The organism is Helicobacter sp. (genome assembly GCF_022770205.1).
In the GTDB taxonomy this organism is placed as follows: Bacteria; Campylobacterota; Campylobacteria; order Campylobacterales; family Helicobacteraceae; genus Helicobacter_D.
The window spans coordinates 286058-304301 of sequence record NZ_JALEIK010000038.1; the positions used below are offsets into that span (position 1 = coordinate 286058).

Annotated in this window: 17 protein-coding genes and 1 pseudogene; all 18 read left to right on the plus strand. The window is 36.8% G+C overall.

The genetic code is table 11. The features are described 5' to 3' along the window. Nucleotides 1–13 precede the first annotated feature (13 nt). A complete protein-coding gene (rsmH, locus tag MRZ19_RS08420; RefSeq protein ID WP_291031845.1) occupies nt 14–955 on the plus strand; it encodes a 16S rRNA (cytosine(1402)-N(4))-methyltransferase RsmH in 942 nt (313 codons plus the stop codon). 3 nt (nt 956–958) lie between these two features. Then, on the plus strand, nt 959–1474 hold the full coding sequence (locus MRZ19_RS08425) for a hypothetical protein (RefSeq protein WP_291031846.1): 516 nt from the start codon (nt 959–961) through the stop codon (nt 1472–1474). Between the two features lie 9 nt (nt 1475–1483). After that, the gene (locus MRZ19_RS08430) at nt 1484–1771 is read left to right on the plus strand and encodes a hypothetical protein (RefSeq protein ID WP_291031847.1); all 288 of its coding nucleotides are present in this window, start codon (nt 1484–1486) and stop codon (nt 1769–1771) included. Continuing rightward, on the plus strand, nt 1683–2885 hold the full coding sequence (locus tag MRZ19_RS08435; RefSeq protein ID WP_291031848.1) for a hypothetical protein: 1203 nt from the start codon (nt 1683–1685) through the stop codon (nt 2883–2885). The genes MRZ19_RS08430 and MRZ19_RS08435 overlap by 89 nt, the downstream gene beginning before the upstream one ends. 49 nt (nt 2886–2934) lie before the next feature. Beyond that, nucleotides 2935–4824 (plus strand): tRNA uridine-5-carboxymethylaminomethyl(34) synthesis enzyme MnmG, encoded by a 1890-nt coding sequence (gene mnmG / locus MRZ19_RS08440; RefSeq protein ID WP_291031849.1) that lies wholly within the window; start codon nt 2935–2937, stop codon nt 4822–4824. Between the two features lie 147 nt (nt 4825–4971). Beyond that, a pseudogene (locus tag MRZ19_RS08445) lies at nt 4972–6150 on the plus strand (S41 family peptidase); the annotation flags it as partial. A 10-nt stretch (nt 6151–6160) separates the two neighbouring features. Then, entirely contained in the window at nt 6161–6877 is a 717-nt protein-coding gene (gene purC, locus MRZ19_RS08450) for a phosphoribosylaminoimidazolesuccinocarboxamide synthase (protein WP_291031851.1), read from the plus strand. Between the two features lie 8 nt (nt 6878–6885). Next, nucleotides 6886–7122, plus strand: coding sequence for a phosphoribosylformylglycinamidine synthase subunit PurS (purS, locus tag MRZ19_RS08455; protein WP_291031879.1), 237 nt, complete (start codon nt 6886–6888; stop codon nt 7120–7122). 2 nt (nt 7123–7124) lie between these two features. Continuing rightward, on the plus strand, nt 7125–7781 hold the full coding sequence (gene purQ, locus MRZ19_RS08460; protein WP_291031852.1) for a phosphoribosylformylglycinamidine synthase subunit PurQ: 657 nt from the start codon (nt 7125–7127) through the stop codon (nt 7779–7781). Beyond that, nucleotides 7778–9124, plus strand: coding sequence for an SH3 domain-containing protein (locus tag MRZ19_RS08465; RefSeq protein ID WP_291031853.1), 1347 nt, complete (start codon nt 7778–7780; stop codon nt 9122–9124). The genes purQ and MRZ19_RS08465 overlap by 4 nt, the downstream gene beginning before the upstream one ends. Further along, entirely contained in the window at nt 9108–9809 is a 702-nt protein-coding gene (locus MRZ19_RS08470) for a 1-acyl-sn-glycerol-3-phosphate acyltransferase (protein ID WP_291031854.1), read from the plus strand. Before MRZ19_RS08465 ends, MRZ19_RS08470 begins: the two co-directional genes overlap by 17 nt. Next, nucleotides 9794–11266 (plus strand): hypothetical protein, encoded by a 1473-nt coding sequence (locus tag MRZ19_RS08475; protein WP_291031855.1) that lies wholly within the window; start codon nt 9794–9796, stop codon nt 11264–11266. The genes MRZ19_RS08470 and MRZ19_RS08475 overlap by 16 nt, the downstream gene beginning before the upstream one ends. 57 nt (nt 11267–11323) lie before the next feature. Next, a complete protein-coding gene (locus MRZ19_RS08480) occupies nt 11324–12811 on the plus strand; it encodes a DEAD/DEAH box helicase (protein WP_291031856.1) in 1488 nt (495 codons plus the stop codon). Then, the gene (locus MRZ19_RS08485) at nt 12811–13953 is read left to right on the plus strand and encodes a succinyldiaminopimelate transaminase (protein WP_291031857.1); all 1143 of its coding nucleotides are present in this window, start codon (nt 12811–12813) and stop codon (nt 13951–13953) included. Before MRZ19_RS08480 ends, MRZ19_RS08485 begins: the two co-directional genes overlap by 1 nt. Then, entirely contained in the window at nt 13944–15281 is a 1338-nt protein-coding gene (murC, locus tag MRZ19_RS08490; protein ID WP_291031858.1) for a UDP-N-acetylmuramate--L-alanine ligase, read from the plus strand. The genes MRZ19_RS08485 and murC overlap by 10 nt, the downstream gene beginning before the upstream one ends. Beyond that, nucleotides 15281–15649, plus strand: coding sequence for a hypothetical protein (locus MRZ19_RS08495; protein WP_291031859.1), 369 nt, complete (start codon nt 15281–15283; stop codon nt 15647–15649). Before murC ends, MRZ19_RS08495 begins: the two co-directional genes overlap by 1 nt. Nucleotides 15650–15651: 2 nt before the next feature. Further along, the gene (locus tag MRZ19_RS08500; protein ID WP_291031860.1) at nt 15652–17874 is read left to right on the plus strand and encodes an endonuclease MutS2; all 2223 of its coding nucleotides are present in this window, start codon (nt 15652–15654) and stop codon (nt 17872–17874) included. A 113-nt stretch (nt 17875–17987) separates the two neighbouring features. Next, a partial coding sequence (locus MRZ19_RS08505; RefSeq protein WP_291031861.1) for a hypothetical protein occupies nt 17988–18244 on the plus strand: 257 nt, incomplete at its 3' end.

Genomic DNA, 18244 nt, shown 5'->3' on the forward strand with positions numbered 1-18244 from the left:
AGCATAGGAAGTAATGGATATTCCGCATATTCCTGTGTTGCTAGAGCAGGTTTTGGATTCCTTTAATGCAGCTAGGATTGCAAAAGGTGGAATCCTGCTTGATTGCACACTAGGTTTTGGTGGGCATACGCAGGCACTCTTAGAAGCTTATCCAAACTTAGAGATTATAGGGATTGATCAAGATAGCGATGCGCTAGCCTTTGCCAAAAAGCGTTTAAGTGCTTTTGGTGGGCGTTTTTCTTATCAAAAGGGGCGTTATAGCGTGGTTGTGCGTGAGTTATTAAGTCAGCAAGAGTTGCAAGCAAAAATAGTTGGAATCCTAGCGGATATCGGAGTGTCTTCTGTGCAATTTGATAATAAAGAGCGGGGGTTTTGCTTTGATGCGCCAAATCTTGATATGCGTATGGATAGGGAGCAGCAATTAAGTGCTAAAGAGATTATAAATGGTTATACTTTATGGGAGTTAGAGCAGATTTTTTGGGAGTTTGGAGAGATTAGAGAGTATAAGAAGTTGGCGCATTTGATTGTAGAGAAAAGAAAAAATGCTAAATTTACTAGTGCAAAAGATTTGAGCGTGTTCATTGCAAAGCATTTTAAGCACCCTAAAATTCATCCTGCAACACAAGCTTTTCAAGCCTTAAGAATTGCAGTTAATGATGAGTTGGGTGAGCTAGAGCGATTTTTAAGGGTTTTAGGAAAGATTCCTTTAAGTCAAGGTGCTAGGGTTAGTATTGTTACTTTTCATTCGCTTGAAGATAGGCTAGTTAAGCGAGCTTTTAGAGAGTGGGAGAGGGATTGTGTGTGTGATTGTAATGTGATGCGTTGCATCTGTGGTGGTGGGCATAGGAAGGGAAAAAAACTTTATAAAAAGCCCTTGTGTGCTGATACAAGTGAGCTAAAAAGGAATCCACGCTCACGCAGTGCAAAGCTAAGAAGTTTTGAGTTTGGGGAATAATCAATGGAATCTTATGAGGATTTGCGCTTAGAAAAAAAGGATAAGATTCTAAAACTTAGCTTTTTTGAGCGTTTGCTTAAAAGAGATAATCGTATCTCAGAGCAGAATTTAGATTTTTTAGAAGAGCGTTATCAACAAAGCGATTCCACATTGCAAAATCCACTCCAAGATATTAACAAAAATAGCAGACATTTGCAGACATCTTTACAGGAGGAAAATGCGCAAATGTTAATCCATACAGGCTTAAATGTGGAGGAGCGTGAGGCGATATTAAAGGGTATGGATTTAAACACAAAAGAGATTCCTTTTAAAATGGTGGTGGTTACATTTTGTTTGATGGCGTTTGTTTTGGTGCTTTTTATCCCTAAGATTTATATGCGTAATAATATCTATTATGCAAGCCGTAACATTATTCAGCTACAAGCGCAAATTGATTCTTTGAGAGAGGAAAATAAACACATTAAAAAACAACTAGAGGATATTAAGTTTAAAAACCTAACACAAGAGTTAGATTTCTAAGGAGAGAGAATGAAAGTTTTAATTTATGGATTTGGTTGGAGTGGAAAAGCGATTTTAGATTTATGTGAGAATATGGGCTGTGTTTGTAGGGTTATAGATGATGCGTTGGATTCTATAATGCTTGATGATGAAAGATTTATGACTTATGCAATGTTGGAGGATAAAATCGTTGCTGGAGATTCCTTTGATGTGTATTGGATAGCAGTGAGTGGGAAGCCTGCAATCACACAAAAGATTAAAAATAAGCTACTATTGTGCGGGGGGGGGGGGGAATATTGTAGAAAACTTAATTTGTGAAAAAGCATTAAACGGATATTATGAAAAATATTTAATGATTATTAAAGAAAAATATAGGAATCCAAAAACCTTTATTGGAAGTTTGTTAGCAAAAGAGTTTGTTTGGGAGCAGATTTTAAAAGAATATAGGCAAAGGAAGCAAGAAAGACTATTGCAGGATATGCAAACACATAAAAGTGTGGAAGAGCAATGTAAGGATTTAACCATTTTTGCAAAACTTTTTAAATATGGCACGCGCAATAGTGCTCTAATGTATTATCCCGGAATTGCTTTGCCGATTGATTTAACTAAACAGGACAAAAATTTTTTCTTTAAGCATCCAGTGGAGTTTAAAGCTTTGCAACAAAGAGAGTCGCAAAAGCAAATCGTTGCGCTTTTTGGTCCAAGCACAATGCAAGAAAGTTATGTGGATAATGAGAGTGATACATTAGTTTTTAAATTGCAAGCATTACAAAAAGCGCATAAAAATCCTAGAATCCTTTTAAATTTTGGAATTAGTGGCTATACACTTTATGAACAATTTATGCTTTATACCTCTTTGATTTATCCCTTAAAGCCTGAAATTGTTATAGCAGTTTTCTTTGGGGTGGATATTTTTTCAGGCAGGATAAGTTGTGAAAAATTATTGGAGCAGCACGCAATCTTTTATGGAGGAGGTTTGTTGGAAAAAGATTATAGGGATTTAACGCAAAGTATTCTTCCAATGAAATATCAACTTTTACAAGCAGGGGAAAAGCCTACGCTAAATACTGATACAGCAATTTTAGAAGCCCTACAAACGCGCTTAGAGCAATTTAATGCAATGGTGAAAAGTTATGGAGGGAAGTTTTATCCTATTATTACGCCTTTGCTTGCTTGCAAAAAAGAATGGAGTAGAGAAGAGAAAGAAAATTATTCTGCAACATTAAAAGACTTTAAAAACATTGCATACGAGGATACAAAGCGGGAAATCTCTTTGATTGAAGCTTTTAAAGCAATGCCAAGAGATTTTACTCTTTATGATGGAAATGCAGCGATAAAGGAATCCAAAGAAACACTTTTTATGGATTTTATCCACCTAACACCAAAGGGAAACGCAGAATTTGCTAAATACATTAGCAATCTTGTGCGTTAAAAATCTTTTGATTATAATTGCATAAAATTTGGAATCTTTAAGGGTTAAGATGGAATATGATGTAATTGTCATTGGTGGCGGACACGCAGGGATTGAAGCTTCTATTGTGGCGGCAAAAATGGATTGTAAAACCTTGCTTTTAACAATGCTTGTAGAGCAAATTGGAGCAGCAAGTTGTAATCCCGCTGTTGGTGGGCTTGGCAAAGGGCATTTGGTCAAAGAAATTGACGCACTTGGTGGAGTTATGGGTTACATTACAGATAAAAGCGGAATCCAATTTAGAACCCTTAATGCTTCAAAAGGTCCTGCTGTGCGTGGAACGCGTGCGCAAATTGATATGGACAGATACAAAATTCTTGCTAGGGATATTTGCTACCGCACAAAAAACCTAGAAATATCCCAGCAAATTGTGGAATCGCTAGTGTTAGAAAAAGATTCCATAATTGGCGTAAAAACAGCCATTGGCAAGGTTTATCGCGCAAAAAAAGTGGTGCTAACAACAGGCACATTTTTGCGCGGGAAAATCCACATTGGAGAAAACACTTCTAGCAATGGACGCGCAGGGGAGCCACCAGCAATGGAGCTAGGAGAGAATTTAAGGGAATTAGGGCTTGATGTTGGGAGATTAAAAACAGGCACTTGCGCGCGTATTAAGGCAAGCAGCATTAATTTTGAGATTTTAGAGAAGCACTATGGTGATACGCCTGCTCCATTTTTTAGCAAAAAAACCCAAAAAGAACTTGGAGAAAATCCCTTTAATCCCGTGCAACTCCCTTGTTATGTAACTTACACAAATGCAAAAACACACGCAATTATTAGAGAAAATTTTCATCGCGCGCCAATGTTTACGGGGCAAATTGAAGGGATAGGTCCTAGATATTGTCCTAGCATTGAAGATAAGGTGAATCGCTTTAGTGATAAAGAGCGGCATCAGCTGTTTTTAGAGCCACAAACGCTAGAAGCAAATGAGTATTACATTAATGGTTTAACAACTTCCTTGCCCTTTGATGTGCAAGAAGCGATGATTCATAGCATTGAGGGTTTAGAAAATGCAGAGATTGTGCGTTATGGTTATGCCATTGAGTATGATTATATTAATCCCACAGCATTAAAACACACGCTAGAAACTAAGAAAATACGGAATCTTTATTGTGCAGGGCAAATTAATGGCACAACAGGCTATGAAGAAGCCGGCGCACAGGGGATAATTGCCGGAATTAATGCGGCTTTGAGTGCGCAAGGTAATGAGGAGGTTGTATTAAAGCGCAACGAAGCCTATCTTGGTGTAATGATAGATGATTTGGTTACAAAAGGCACAAAAGAGCCTTATAGAATGTTTAGCTCGCGTGCGGAATACCGCTTGCTTTTGCGTGAAGGAAATGCGATTTTTAGGCTTGGTGAGCTTGCGTATTCTTTAGGATTAATGGAGGAAGAGGAGTATAAAGAGTTGCAAAAAGATAAGATAGCTATTAAAGAAGGTTTAAAATGGCTAAAGCACACATCTGTAACGCCAAGTGCTTTGGTGTTGAAATTTTTAAATGCTATTGGTGAGGATAGAATTAGCGATAAAACACATTGGGGAACGATTGTTGGTCGCCGTAGTTTTGATGTGTCTAAACTTTTAAAGATTCAAGAAGTGGAGAATTGCCCCTTTGCAAACTATTCAGAGCGTGCATTAGAGGAGATTTTAGTCGAAGCAAAGTATTGTAACTATATCCAAAAACAACAAGATATGATTGATAATATGGATGAGATGTTAAGCATTGAGATTCCGCAAGATTTTGTATTTGATGGACTTCCGGGGTTAAGTTTAGAAGTGGTTGAAAAACTTAAAAAATTTAATCCTAAAAGTTTATTTGAAGCAAGTGAGATTAGCGGTGTAACGCCTGCTAGTTTGGAAGTTTTGCAATTGTATATCCATTTGCACCATAAAAAATAATCTTTATTTTATTAAGATTGCGCTAAAATCTAAAAATTTTAAACTTAGGTTGTAACAATGAATAAACTAGGCTTCAATAAGATGTTTTTGCTTGTTAGTGTGGCTTTAATTGGTGTGCAAAGTGCTCTTTTTGCGCAAGATGAGTCACGGCTTGATGCGTATAATAAATTGCGCAAAGTTATTGGAACGGTGGAGAAGTATTATGTTGATGAGCTAACACTCAATGAGATTGTGGATAAGGCAATTGATGGAATGCTTTCCAATCTTGATGCACACTCAGCGTATTTAGACGAAAAGAAGTTTGAAGATTTAAAGATTCAAACTGATGGGCAATTTGGCGGCATTGGAATCACAATTTCCCTAAAGGATAATGCGCTAACAATCGTTGCGCCTATTGAAGGCACTCCGGGCGATAAGGCGGGGTTAAAAAGTGGGGATATTATTCTAAAAATAGATGATGAAAGCACGCTTAGTATGGGGATTGATGATGCGGTTAATAAAATGCGTGGTGCGCCAAAAACAAAGGTTACTCTAACCATTGTGCGTAAAAATGAACCAAAACCCTTAGTGTTTGAAATTGTGCGCGATAATATTAAAGTGGAATCGGTGTATTCTAAGCAAATCATAGATACAGATTATGTGTATTTGCGTATAACTTCTTTTGATAAAAACATTACACAACGCGTTGGTGAAGAGCTAAAAAAATACAAAAAAATTGATGGAATTGTGCTTGATTTGCGTAATAATCCGGGAGGACTTTTAAATCAAGCAGTTGGACTTAGTGATTTATTCATCAAAGATGGCATTATTGTGTCTCAAAAAGGGAGAATTAAGGATGAAAATATTGTGTATCGCGCAACAGGTAATACGCCTTATGCTACGATTCCGCTTGTTGTTTTAATTAATAATGGAAGTGCGAGTGCAAGTGAGATTGTTGCAGGTGCGATTCAAGATAATAAGCGTGGAGTGCTAGTGGGTGAGGGAACATTTGGTAAGGGAAGTGTGCAAGTTATTTTGCCAACAGAGAAAAAGGAAGCATTGCGTTTAACTATTGCGCGTTATTATTTGCCAAGTGGGCGAACAATTCAGGCTGTGGGAGTAACGCCAGATATTGAAGTTGCCCCAGGTGCAGTGCCCGATGAAAACAATGGTTTTAGCATTAAGGAAGCAGATTTACAAAAACATTTAGAAAGTGAGCTAGCAAAAGTGGATAAAAAAGAGAGAAAACAAAGTGATCCTAAAACCACAATCACGCAAAAGCAAATTTTACAAGACATTCAATTAAAAAGTGCCATTGATGTTTTGAAAGTCTTTAAAGTCTTATAAGGGGCAAAAAGTGCAAGCTACACAAAAAGAACTCCTTTATGAAGGTAAAGGGAAAAAGCTTTATAAAACCGATGATGAGAATCTTGTGATTTCTGAGTTTAAAGATGATTTAACGGCATTTAATGCTGAAAAAAGGGGGAGCGAGCAGGGTAAAGGTGTTTTAAATTGCAAAATTTCTACCGAGATTTTTAAACTTTTAGAAAAAAATGGAATCCAAACGCATTATGTGGAGATTTTGGCGGATAACTTGATGCTTTGTAAGCTTGTAAAGATTATTCCCATTGAAGTGGTTGTGCGTAATGTTGCAACAGGTTCTTTAAGTAAGCGTTTAGGGATTCAAGAGGGGGAGGCACTGCCCTTTGCTCTTGTGGAATTTTATTATAAAGATGATGCGTTAGGCGATCCTTTAATTAATGATGAACACGCACTCCTTTTAAATTGTGTAAAATCTGTGGAAGCTTTGGATAAATTGCGTAAAATTGGGCGTGAAGTTAATGATGTTTTACGTGACTTTTTTGATAAAAAGAATCTCATTTTAGTGGATTTTAAATTAGAATTTGGAGTGGATAAAGATAGGAATATCTTACTTGCTGATGAAATCACACCAGATTCTTGTAGATTTTGGGATAAAGACACGAAGGAAAAGTTAGATAAAGATCGCTTTAGGCAGGATTTAGGCAATGTCAAAATGGCGTATGCAGAGATTTTAAAAAGAATCCTAAACTAAGGTAAATGATGCAAGTAGAAGTGATTATTGGGTTGAAAGAAGGGGTTTTAGATCCGCAAGGAAAGGCTGTTCATCACGCATTGGAATCGCTGGGTTTTAAAGGTATTCAAGGGGTGAAAACAGGTAAGGTTATTACGCTAGAGATTGCCAATAATAATAAAGAAGAAGTCAAAAAAGAAGTGGAATCTATGTGTGAGGTGTTGCTTGCAAATTTAGTGATTGAAAACTACACAATAAAGATATAGTAATGGTTGCAATCCTTCAATTTCTAGGCACAAATTGTGAATACGATACGGAATATGCCTTTTCTTTACTTGGTGTGAAAACGCAAATTGTGTGGCATAAAGAAGTGGAGCTTCCTAAAAATACACGTTTAGTTGTGATTCCGGGTGGATTTAGTTATGGGGATTATTTGCGCAGTGGTGCGATTGCTAGATTTTCTCCCATTATGCAGGCAGTTGTGAGGTTTGCAAATGCAGGTGGTTATGTGCTTGGGATTTGTAATGGATTCCAAATTTTGTTGGAGAGTGGTTTGCTTCAAGGTGCAATGAAGCGCAATGTAAATTTACATTTTATTTCTAAAAAATGTGATTTAAAAGTTGTAAATAATTCTAATATTTTTTTAGAAAAATTTCGAAATGGAGATGTGCTTAGAATTCCCATTGCGCACGCAGATGGGAATTATTATATTGATGAAGAAGGGCTAAAATCACTTGAAGCAAACAATCAAATTTTACTAGAATATGTCAAAAATCCCAATGGTTCTGTGCGTAATATTGCAGGAATTTGTAATGCTAAAAGAAATGTTTTTGGGCTAATGCCTCATCCTGAACGCGCTGTAGAAAAAGTGTTGGGCGAAGATGTTGGGTTAAAAATGCTTGAGGGTTTTTTGAAAATTTTATGAGAATTGCGTTTGCTCTTTTGTGTGCCTTTTGGGTTTTTGGAATTTATGGAGTGGTTTTTGCAGAGGAAGCACGCATTTTAGAAGTTTTTAGAGTGGCAGAAAGCCGTTTAAGTGCGCTAGGAAATGTAGAGGCTCCATTGCTTGTTGATAGTATCAACGATGAGGCGCAAAATACGGATTTTAAAAAGAATGCCATTGACGCACAAACTCCGCTCCCTGATGCTGCGATAGAAGATGCGCAAGGCAATATGGAATCTAAAAATCCTTCTAGTGAATTTGAGCAAGATACAAGGATAAAAGATTTATTTAAGGCAGCTTCTAATAACTCTTTAGTGAAAAATGTTTATTTAGAAGCACGCACACCTTTAGTGGATATTTTATATGTTAATCAAGTGATTGCTTTAGAATTTAAAATGTTAATTTTTACGCAGTATTCTGCTATTAACACAGAATTTATTTTTGAAGATTTCGCATTAAAAGATAGTGTAGAGGTGTTGAATCCTAGGCAGCCTTGGGTGTTAAATGTTGAAGATTCTAGTCTTAAGAATACATTTTATTTAAAAATCAAGCAATCACAATTTGCAATTCCTAGTCTTAAAGTAGATGTGCATACGAGCGATGGATTGGTGAGTGAGAGTCTTGTTGGAAGCAATGGCAGAGCCATTAAACTAGAACGCAAGGGTGCATATTCCCAAGTTTTAGCGCAAGATTTACAGATTTTAGACACTAAGATTACAAGCTATGATTTAACGCAAAACTTGGCAGTGTTTCAACTCCAAAGCACAATGGGAAATTTATTTGATTTTCATTTAGATTCCTATAAACAGCAAGGTATTGAAAGTAAAAGCGGAGATGATAGGCAGGCAGTAGCATTTTATTATGTGATTGTGCCAAAGACACTTGATGTTATTAGCTTTGATTATTTTAATACACAAAATGCAAAATACCAAACGCTAAAAGTTCCTAATATTGCCATTGAAGATCGCGTTAGCACACAGAGTGATATTAGACCAAAAAATAATTATCAATTTTTCCAAATTTCTTTGATGGTATTCTTTGCGCTCTTGTTTTTTGGGCTTTATGTGTATAAGCGTAAGGTGATTTTTGTCGTGTTTGCTGTTTTTGCATTGGGGCTATTGTTGTATTTTTTAACACTAAAGAGTACAGTAACGCTTAAACCTAATGTTGTTTTAAGAATCCAGCCGACATTTAATTCTACAATTGTTTTAACGACGCAAAATGCGATAAAAGCAGAGATTTTAGGAGAGCGCAATCATTATTATAAAGTGCTCTTAGAAGATGAACGCATAGGATGGGTGAGAAAAGATGATGTCCAAGATTAGAGCTTATAGCGCATTGGTGTATATTTTGCTTGTCATACCTTTTGGCATTGTGTTAATGTATGGTTTTAATGCCTTTCATCGCAAAATCCGCCAAAGCATAGCGTTAGTTTTTTTAAAGCTTTTTAGGGTTAAGGCGCACATACAGGGTGCATTAGATCCAAGTGCGCAAATTTTAATTATGAATCATCAAAGTTTTATGGATGTGATGTATTTTGAAGCAATCCATCCTAATAATCTTTGCTGGATTGCTAAAAAAGAGCTTGGTGAAGCATTTTTGTATGGACACGCACTAAAAGCCCCTAGGATGATTTTAATTAATCGTGAGAGCAAAAAAGAGCTTGTGTTTTTGCTAAAAGAAGCTAAAGATAGGCTAGATAGTGGCAGAATGCTCTGTATTTTCCCAGAAGGCACACGCTCTAAAGGGGGAGAAAAACTACTTCCTTTTAAAAGTGGAGCAAAGGTTTTAGTGGAGCATTTTAAGCTAAAGGTGCAACCTGTTGTGTTTTGTGGCACGCGGAAATGCTTTAACTTTGAAAAGCTAGAGTTTGATAATGCGCCATTTAGCGTGCAGTATTTGGAATCTTTTACCCCAGAGAATCCAAAATGGTTTGAGGAATTAGAAAAACAGATGCAAGAAGTTTATTGCATAATGCATCAAAGGCAGAATCAATGCACGGCAGAATAGTTCGTTATCTAAATAGCAATGGTAAGGGCGTTGTGATAAACGCTTCTAAAATGCTTTTTGATTTTAATAAAGAAACTTGGCACGATAAAAAGGTAATGCCAATGGTTGGAATGTATGTAGAATTCCGCTGTAATGAAGCGCATCAAATTACAGATTGCAAAGTTTCAAAATTCCAAGAGTTTGGTGGCAACACGATGGTGAGTGAGGCAGACTTTTGGAGGTATGATACTGATGAAGAGTTGCTTACACTTCAAAGCAATGCGCGTGATGCAATCGTGCAAAAGATTTATAAAAGCACAGATTACACTAAAATTAAAGAAATTCCACTTACCATTAAGCTTGTTGAGACTATTAAAAACTACTTCCATCAGGAGTTTTTAGCAATTTCTTTTCTTAATGATTTGCCTGTTTTTGAAGAAGAAATCTTCTTTGATTATACGCATTTAAAGCGTTTTGGTATGAAGGCGTTGGATCATTTACTTTTTAATGACAAAACCATTGCTAAAGATGATTTTATAGAGGAATTAAGTGTTATGACGCGTTTGGATTCCGCATTTTCTGATTTTTCGCGTTATAATAATGCCAATTTGCAACAAATTTTCCAAGATTCTTTTTTGTCAAAGCAGTGTCATTATCAAGCTTTAGTTGTGGCTGTTAATAATACAAAAGATAGTCAAAATCTAACGCAAAAGCGCATTAATACCTTAAAGGGCGACATTTTGCTGCTTGAGCGTAGAATACAATCTAATGTGGAATTAGATAAAAGCACACAAAAATTAAATAAGTTAAAAAAAGATCTAGAAGAAATGTTAAAGGCAGAAAAATATTATGGCGGACTTTTTACGCATCTTATGGGTATGAAAGAGAAATTTGATGCTTTTTATTTAAAATCTTTTTCTGAACTTTATCAGAAAATTTATATCCGAATTTTTAAAAAAGTTAAAAGCGGATTAGATATTTGTATTACAATTTTAGATAATAAAATTTATCATAAAGTTACAAAATCTGTTGCATTTTCTAAAAATTTTTTCAAAACTCCAGAAAATGATCGCATTCCCAATATCATTTATTTTGTAGAGCAGTATATGGAGCATCTTAATAAAGACAGACTGAATGAAAAAGATGCCTTAGTCTATCGTTATGTGAATAGGGTTTGCAAAAAACATAGAAAATACTTTTTAGTCATTAGCACAAATGAAAAGCGCGCAACAGAGATTAAACTAAAAATACTAGAGCAAAATAAATTTAATGTTGTTAAAACTGCTTATAAAAATACAATTTATTTTACAATGGTTAATGAGATACATTTTGATTGCATCTACATAGATCCAGAAAATGTATGGAAAAGTCCTAATGAATTTATAAGAGAAATCAAAGCATTAAAAGCAAATGAAAACACAAAATTTTCTATTCTACCGGGCTCTGTTAAGGAAAATCGCTTTGGCTTTACTGAATAAATTGGGTAAGTTTAATGCTATAATTAGGGCTTATGAAATTTAAAATAAAAGGGAATTATGAAACAGCAAACAAATATGTATCAATGGAATATAGGGGGAAGTTTTGAGGATTTTGGTTTTAAAAAAAGTGTGCTAAGAGGGATTAGGGAGGCAGGTTTTACAGAGCCTAGCCCCATCCAAAAAGAAGCGATTCCAATTATTTTAGATGGACTTGATGTGATTGCGCAAGCACAAACAGGCACAGGAAAAACCGCTGCTTTTGGCTTACCAGTGATTAACAATTTGAAAAATGATGGAAGCATTGAAGTTTTGATTATTACGCCAACAAGAGAATTAACAATGCAAGTGAGCGATGAAATCTTTAAGCTTGGTAAATACAATAGAGTTAGAACCGTTTCTCTTTTTGGTGGGCAGTCTATTAAGCGACAAATTGAACTTTTGGAGAAAAAACCCCAAGTGGTTATTGCAACTCCGGGGCGATTATTAGATCATTTGCGCAATGAACGCTTAAAAAATTTCTATCCTAGCGTTGTGGTGCTTGATGAATCCGATGAAATGTTGGATATGGGATTTTTAGACGATATTGAAGAGATTTTTACCTATCTTTCCAATGACCGCCAAACCTTGCTTTTTTCAGCAACAATGCCAACACCTATTAAGCATTTAGCGCAAAAGATTCTAAGCAATCCAAAATTTATTAAAGTAACTCCAGATGATACGACAAATCAAGACATTATTCAGCGTTATTATATCATCAATGAGCAAGAGCGCGAAGATGCAATTGTGCGTCTTATTGATAGTGAAATGCCTCAAAAGGCAATCATTTTCACAAGAATGAAAAAGGAAGCTGATATGCTCTCCCAACGCTTGCTTTCACGTGGTTTTAAAGCTAGTGCATTGCACGGCGATATGGAGCAAAGAGAGCGCGTAAAATCCATTAAAGCCTTTAAGGATTCCCTTGTTGATATTTTAGTTGCCACAGACATTGCTGCAAGAGGGCTTGATATTAGCGGCGTTAGCCATGTGTTTAACTTTCATATTCCGTTAAATCCAGAATCCTATGTGCATAGAATCGGAAGAACTGGCAGGGCGGGTAAAAAAGGCGTAGCAATCACACTTGCAACACCTTTGGAGTTTAAAGAATTGCGTCGCATTAAGGAGAATACAAAGGCAAGCATTGCATTGTATGAGATTCCAAGCATACAAGACACAATGGACAAAAAGGATGCTAAGATTTTAGAAAAAATCCTAAAGCACACAATCAGCGATGATGCCTTGCGTGTGTATGAGCAAGTGCGTGGGAATGCGGATATGACACAGCTTGTTTGTAAGCTTCTTTCAATGGTGCTTGCAGATTCTAAAGTGCTAGGACCAAACAAAATAGGCTTAAATAAAAAGGACTTAAACGCCTTGCAATTTCAATTAGAAGACAAGCATAAAAAGGGCAATAAAAAATCAGATAAGAATAGTTACAAAAATAAATTCAATAACAATAACAAATCCAAAAAAGATTCCAATAAAAAATCCGTAAAAAGGAAAAAGTAATGGATTTTCAGCCCTATCCTTTTGAGAAACTCCAAGCACTCATTAAAGACATTCCTATCAAGGCAGGGCGTATTGCGCTTACCATTGGAGAACCGCAGTTTCCAACTCCTAAAAACATTTGCAACGCCTTAAAAGACAGCGTGGATTTACTTAATAAATATCCAAAAACTGGCGGTGAAGATTATTTAAAACAAGCAATGCTAGGCTTTATAAAATGCCGTTTTGGTGTGGATTTAGATTTCGCAATGCTAATCCCAACCTTTGGCACGCGCGAAGTGCTATTTAACTTCCCACAATTTTATTTATTTGACAAAAAATCCCCTGTGATAGCCCATCCAAACCCATTTTATCAAATCTATGAAGGGGCAGCCATTGCAACAAGGGCAAAAACAATCTATATGAATCTAACACCCCAAAACAACTTCACTCCAAGTTTAACTAAAGCACAAATGCAAGAATGCAATCTAGTGATTCTAAACTCGCCTAACAATCCCACAGGCTCTACAATGTCCCTAGACTCCCTAGCACAATGGGTAAATCACGCCTTAGAATATGACTTTTTGCTTTTAAACGATGAATGTTATAGTGAAATTTACAGCGATAAAAAGCCAACTTCTATTTTACAAGCAAGCATTGCAGTGGGAAATACGCAATTTAAAAATGTCTTAAGTTTAAATTCTATCTCTAAGCGTTCTAGTGCACCGGGGCTTAGAAGTGGTTTTATAGCAGGAGATTCTACTCTCTTAAAAGATTATGCACAATATCGCACTTATGTGGGTTGTGCCTCTCCTTTGCCTTTGCAAAAAGCAGCAAGCGTTGCTTGGAGTGATGTAGCACACACAGAGTTTTCACGCAAAGAATACGCAAGCAATCTAAAGCTAGTGCAAGAAATTTTATGCAAAAAGATTCCAAATTTACCCATTCCAAAAGACAGCTTTTATGTGTGGCTTCCTGTGGATGATGATTTAGCCTTTACGCGCAATCTCTTAGAGCAAGAAAATATCTTAGTTTTGCCTGGGAGTTTTCTATCGCGCACAGATGCACAAGGACAAAACCCCGGAAGTAACTTTGTGCGTTTAGCTTTGGTGTATGAAGAGGCAGTGATTAAGGATGCGCTTTTAAGGATTGCAAAATGGATATGATTAAAAGAATCCATTTTATAGGAATTGGTGGAATTGGAATCTCTGCGTTAGCGAAGTTTTTACGCGCACAAGGCGTGGAGATTAGCGGTTCTGATGTCGCAGAAGGAAGTCTTACAAAAGAGTTAAAGGCAATGGGGATAAAGGTTAGTATTCCGCATTCTAAGGAAGCCATTTGTGGGCAGGATTTAGTCATTCACTCTGCAATCATTAAAGAAGACAATATTGAAGTCCAAGAAGCCCGTGCACAAAATATTCCTGTGCTCTCACGCAAGGAATCGTTAAAAAGGATTTTAGGGAATAAAGAAGTTTTTGCAGTCGCTGGTGCGCACGGCAAAAGCACGACAACAGCAATTTTGAGTGCGATTTTAAAAGATGCAAGCGCATTAATTGGTGCAGAGAGTAAAGAATTTCAGTCAAACACACGCGCATTAGACGGAAATCGCGTTGTGTTTGAAGCGGATGAATCAGATAAAAGCTTTTTAGAATGCAATCCCACTTGTGCGATTGTTACCAATGCAGAGCCTGAGCATATGGAAGCTTATGAATATGATTTAGTGCAATTTTATCAAGCTTATGAAAGTTTTTTGCGCCTTGCAAAGATTTGTATTATTAATGCTGAAGATTCCTTTTTAGGGGGATTAGAAAATTTAGGCAACCTTTGTGTGCGTTTCTATCCTAGCAAAGATTTGCAAAATATCCGTTACATTGTAGAAAATGGTATGCCAAAGACGCAATTTAGTTTGACAAATGCTAATAAGGATTATGGCACATTTAGCGTGTATGGTTTAGGTGAACACATCGCTATTGATGCAGCTCTTGCAATCTTGGCAGCTTCACAGATTCTGCCTTTGAATGAAATTAGAAAAAATATCCAAAATTATTGTGGAATCAAAAAGCGATTTGACATTTTAACACAGGGTGAGTGCGTGATTATTGATGATTACGCCCACCACCCCACAGAAATCACTGCTACACTAAAAGCACTCAAAAAATACCAAGAGCTAACAGGAGCAAAGCAACTAGTTGCTATTTGGCAGCCGCATAAATACTCGCGCATTAAAGACAATTTAGAGGGTTTTATTGCCTGTTTTAAAGGTGTAGATGCTTTGGTAATTTTGCCGGTGTATGCAGCAGGTGAAGATGCGATTGCTATGGATTTTGTAGCTCTTTTTGCGCGGTATAATCCTATCTTTGTTGATGAAGTGAAACGCACAGGCAATGCGCTACATTTATTCAAAGATAGCAAGCAAATTGCGTGTTTAGAAAAAGGAATTTTAGTAGGTTTTAATGCAGGAAATTTAACCTATGCTCTAAGAGGAGGAATCTAATGGTGCGTTTTATTCTGATTGCAATCCTTGTTATTCTTTTGCTTGCCTTACTGCTCCAACTGCTTGCAAAATATAATTTCATCAGTTATAAAGCGCGCTTAAGCATTGGCATTGCATTGCTAGTGATTGCTTTGGGTATTGGGATTTTTACGCTTAATCAAGATAGGGCAGAGGCGCATTTGACGCAGCTTGCGCAAAGTTTCCTGCAAGGTAAAATGCTAGAGTGTCAAGTTGGCACACAGAGTTTAGAAGTGAGCAATGCAACCTTTAATTTTATCAGTGGCACGCTTACGCTAATGGGTAAGGAAGGGGGCAAACATAAGCGCGTAACAATCCCGCTAAAAGCCTGCATTATAAAAGAGTCTTAAAAGTGCAAGAAAATCTTAAAACACTTGATTTAGAAGAATATTATGAAAGCTTTGAAGGCTTTTTAGCACGCCCTAAAGATTTATACTTACAGGGCGATACAAAGGTGCATTTGCGCTACATTAATGCCCTTGAAACATTGCTTTTTACTCCGCCAATAGCAGTGAAAAACTTACAATCACAGCTTGCGCTACTTAAAAAATTTGCCTATTTAAAATTAGATGAAATCTTTGAATTTGTGAAAATTATGCGCTATTTTCTTTATTTAAAGAGCTTAAAGTGTGAGGGGATTTTAGGGGAATGGTTTGGAGCAATCCAAATTCCAGAGCAAATTCTCCCCATTATCCATTCTTTTTTAGAAGATGGCAAGCTAAAAGAGGGAATTTATTTAGAATTGGATTCCATTAATGCCAGCCTTGAACGCTTAAAAAGAGAGATTGCAGAGCAGCTCTTGCGCATCTTAAACCAAAATAAACTCACCCCCTACCTAGTTGATAGGCAAATTCACCTAGTCAATGATGAGGAATGCTTGCTTTTAAAGGCTGGATTCCATCACATTCTAAAAGGACAGATTTTAGACCGCTCTGCCTCAGGGTTTTTTTATGTTCTTCCCCAAAGCATTGTAAATTTAAAAGATAAACAAAACACATTAACGCATCAAAAAGAAGCAAAACTTTTTGAAATCACACGCGAAATTTCTAGCATTTTCACGAAGCATCTATTGTTTTTAAAATACATTGATAAAGAGTTTGACCGCTTTGATGCTTACCAAGCGCGCATACATTTTGCTAAAGCTAAGAATTTGGAGTTTCTAGCTCCTAAGCCAAATTCTACTGAGATTATTTTAGATTCCTTTAAACATCCCGCATTAAAGAATCCAAAGCCCATTACTTTGCATTTTAAAGGGCAAGTGTTAATGGTAACAGGAGTCAATGCTGGTGGAAAAACAATGCTTTTAAAATCCCTTTTAAGCGTGGTTTTTCTCTCAAAATATTTAATTCCACTTCCCATTAATGCGACAAAATCTAGCGTGGGTAGTTTTAAGCATTTGCATTGCATCTTAGAAGATCCGCAAAATAGTAAAAACGATATTTCTACCTTTGGGGGTAGAATGCTAGAGTTTAGCCATATTTTAAAACAAAGCGATGGAATCATTGGCATTGATGAGATTGAGCTAGGCACAGATAGCGATGAAGCAGCAAGCCTTTTTAAAGTGCTATTGGAATCTTTGATGCAAAATCACAATAAAATCATTATCACCACACACCATAAACGCTTAGCAGCACTAATGGCGGGGGATAAGCGTGTGCAACTGCTAGCAGCCCTTTTTGATGAAGCAAATCAGATTCCAACTTTTAGCTTTTTAGATGGCATAATTGGCAAGAGTTACGCCTTTGAAACTGCATTGCGCTATGGAATCCCAAAAGCACTGATTAATAGCGCAAAAACCCTTTATGGTGCGGATAAAGAGAAGTTAAATGTTTTAATCCAAAATGCTTCCCAGCTTGAAATGCAACTCAATAATGAAATCACACAAGCGCAGGAAAGAAGTGCATTTTTAGAGCAGAAAATCCAGCATTTAAAGGGTAAAGAAATAGCCTTGCAAGAGAAGTTTAACAAGCTCCAAAGCAGGCTAGAAGCCACCTACCAAGACGCCATAAACGCCGCTAAAATCGCAGCCAAAGAAAAATCTACAAGTGATATTCACAGAGCATTAAACCACGCAAATACTTTGATAAACAAAGCAAAATCCATAAAATCCGATTCCAACATTAGCCTTAACAAATCTGATTCCAACATTTCCTACACCAAAGGCGCACGCATAAAATACCGCAATATGCGTGGAATCATCTTAAGCACGAACAAGCAAGGCGCATTAATAGAGTTAGAAAATGGAATGAAAGTTAAAGTAGCCTTTAGAGAGCTAAAGTTAAGCGGCAACACACCAACACCTACAACAACAATTGACATTCAAGCCCCACAAGCCGCCTCCCCCACGCTAGATTTGCACGGAATGCGTGCAGAAGCTGCCTTAGAAGCCTTAGAAGGCTTTCTTTCAAAGAGTCTAATTGCTGGTTTTGATGAGGTGCTAATTTATCACGGAATCGGAACAGGACGCCTTTCAAGCGTGGTAAGAGATTTTTTAAAATCCCATCCAAAAGTTGTAGAATTTCAAGATGCCCCGCCAAAAGCTGGTGGCTTTGGTGCAAAAATTGTGAAATTATAAGTTTAAATTTAACAAAATGCACACTTTCTAATTTTTGTCTTTAATGCAAGTGGAGCTAATACGCTAAAAGGCGCAACTATTGATGTTAAAGTTTCGCACTCTCTTTAGCGTGTGTGGGTCTGTTAGCGACCGCAGGAAATGCGAATTTCTCAGTAACAGGTGAAGGAGGTGTTTCAGTTGCAGGGCAGGATGTTAGCTTCCATGTTACTAGTAATGGCGCAGGTAATGTTGCAGGCACCATTAAAGTTACAGGAAGCAGTGGTGGTAGTAGTTTAGATTTTAGTGGTGGTAATACTGAACTTAAATTCTCTGGGGCAAATAGTATTACAATTGAACAAAGCGGCACTGGTGCATCATTAAATGATTTATT

Coding starts and splice junctions, on each gene's coding strand:
- MRZ19_RS08465 (WP_291031853.1), top strand. CDS start 7,778: ATGAGAATTGCGTTTGCTCTTTTGTGTGCCTTTTGGGTTTTTGGAATT.
- MRZ19_RS08475 (WP_291031855.1), top strand. CDS start 9,794: ATGCACGGCAGAATAGTTCGTTATCTAAATAGCAATGGTAAGGGCGTT.
- MRZ19_RS08495 (WP_291031859.1), top strand. CDS start 15,281: ATGGTGCGTTTTATTCTGATTGCAATCCTTGTTATTCTTTTGCTTGCC.
- MRZ19_RS08470 (WP_291031854.1), top strand. CDS start 9,108: ATGATGTCCAAGATTAGAGCTTATAGCGCATTGGTGTATATTTTGCTT.
- purS (WP_291031879.1), top strand. CDS start 6,886: ATGCAAGTAGAAGTGATTATTGGGTTGAAAGAAGGGGTTTTAGATCCG.
- MRZ19_RS08480 (WP_291031856.1), top strand. CDS start 11,324: ATGAAACAGCAAACAAATATGTATCAATGGAATATAGGGGGAAGTTTT.
- MRZ19_RS08430 (WP_291031847.1), top strand. CDS start 1,484: ATGAAAGTTTTAATTTATGGATTTGGTTGGAGTGGAAAAGCGATTTTA.
- purQ (WP_291031852.1), top strand. CDS start 7,125: ATGGTTGCAATCCTTCAATTTCTAGGCACAAATTGTGAATACGATACG.
- murC (WP_291031858.1), top strand. CDS start 13,944: ATGGATATGATTAAAAGAATCCATTTTATAGGAATTGGTGGAATTGGA.
- mnmG (WP_291031849.1), top strand. CDS start 2,935: ATGGAATATGATGTAATTGTCATTGGTGGCGGACACGCAGGGATTGAA.
- rsmH (WP_291031845.1), top strand. CDS start 14: ATGGATATTCCGCATATTCCTGTGTTGCTAGAGCAGGTTTTGGATTCC.
- MRZ19_RS08485 (WP_291031857.1), top strand. CDS start 12,811: ATGGATTTTCAGCCCTATCCTTTTGAGAAACTCCAAGCACTCATTAAA.
- MRZ19_RS08425 (WP_291031846.1), top strand. CDS start 959: ATGGAATCTTATGAGGATTTGCGCTTAGAAAAAAAGGATAAGATTCTA.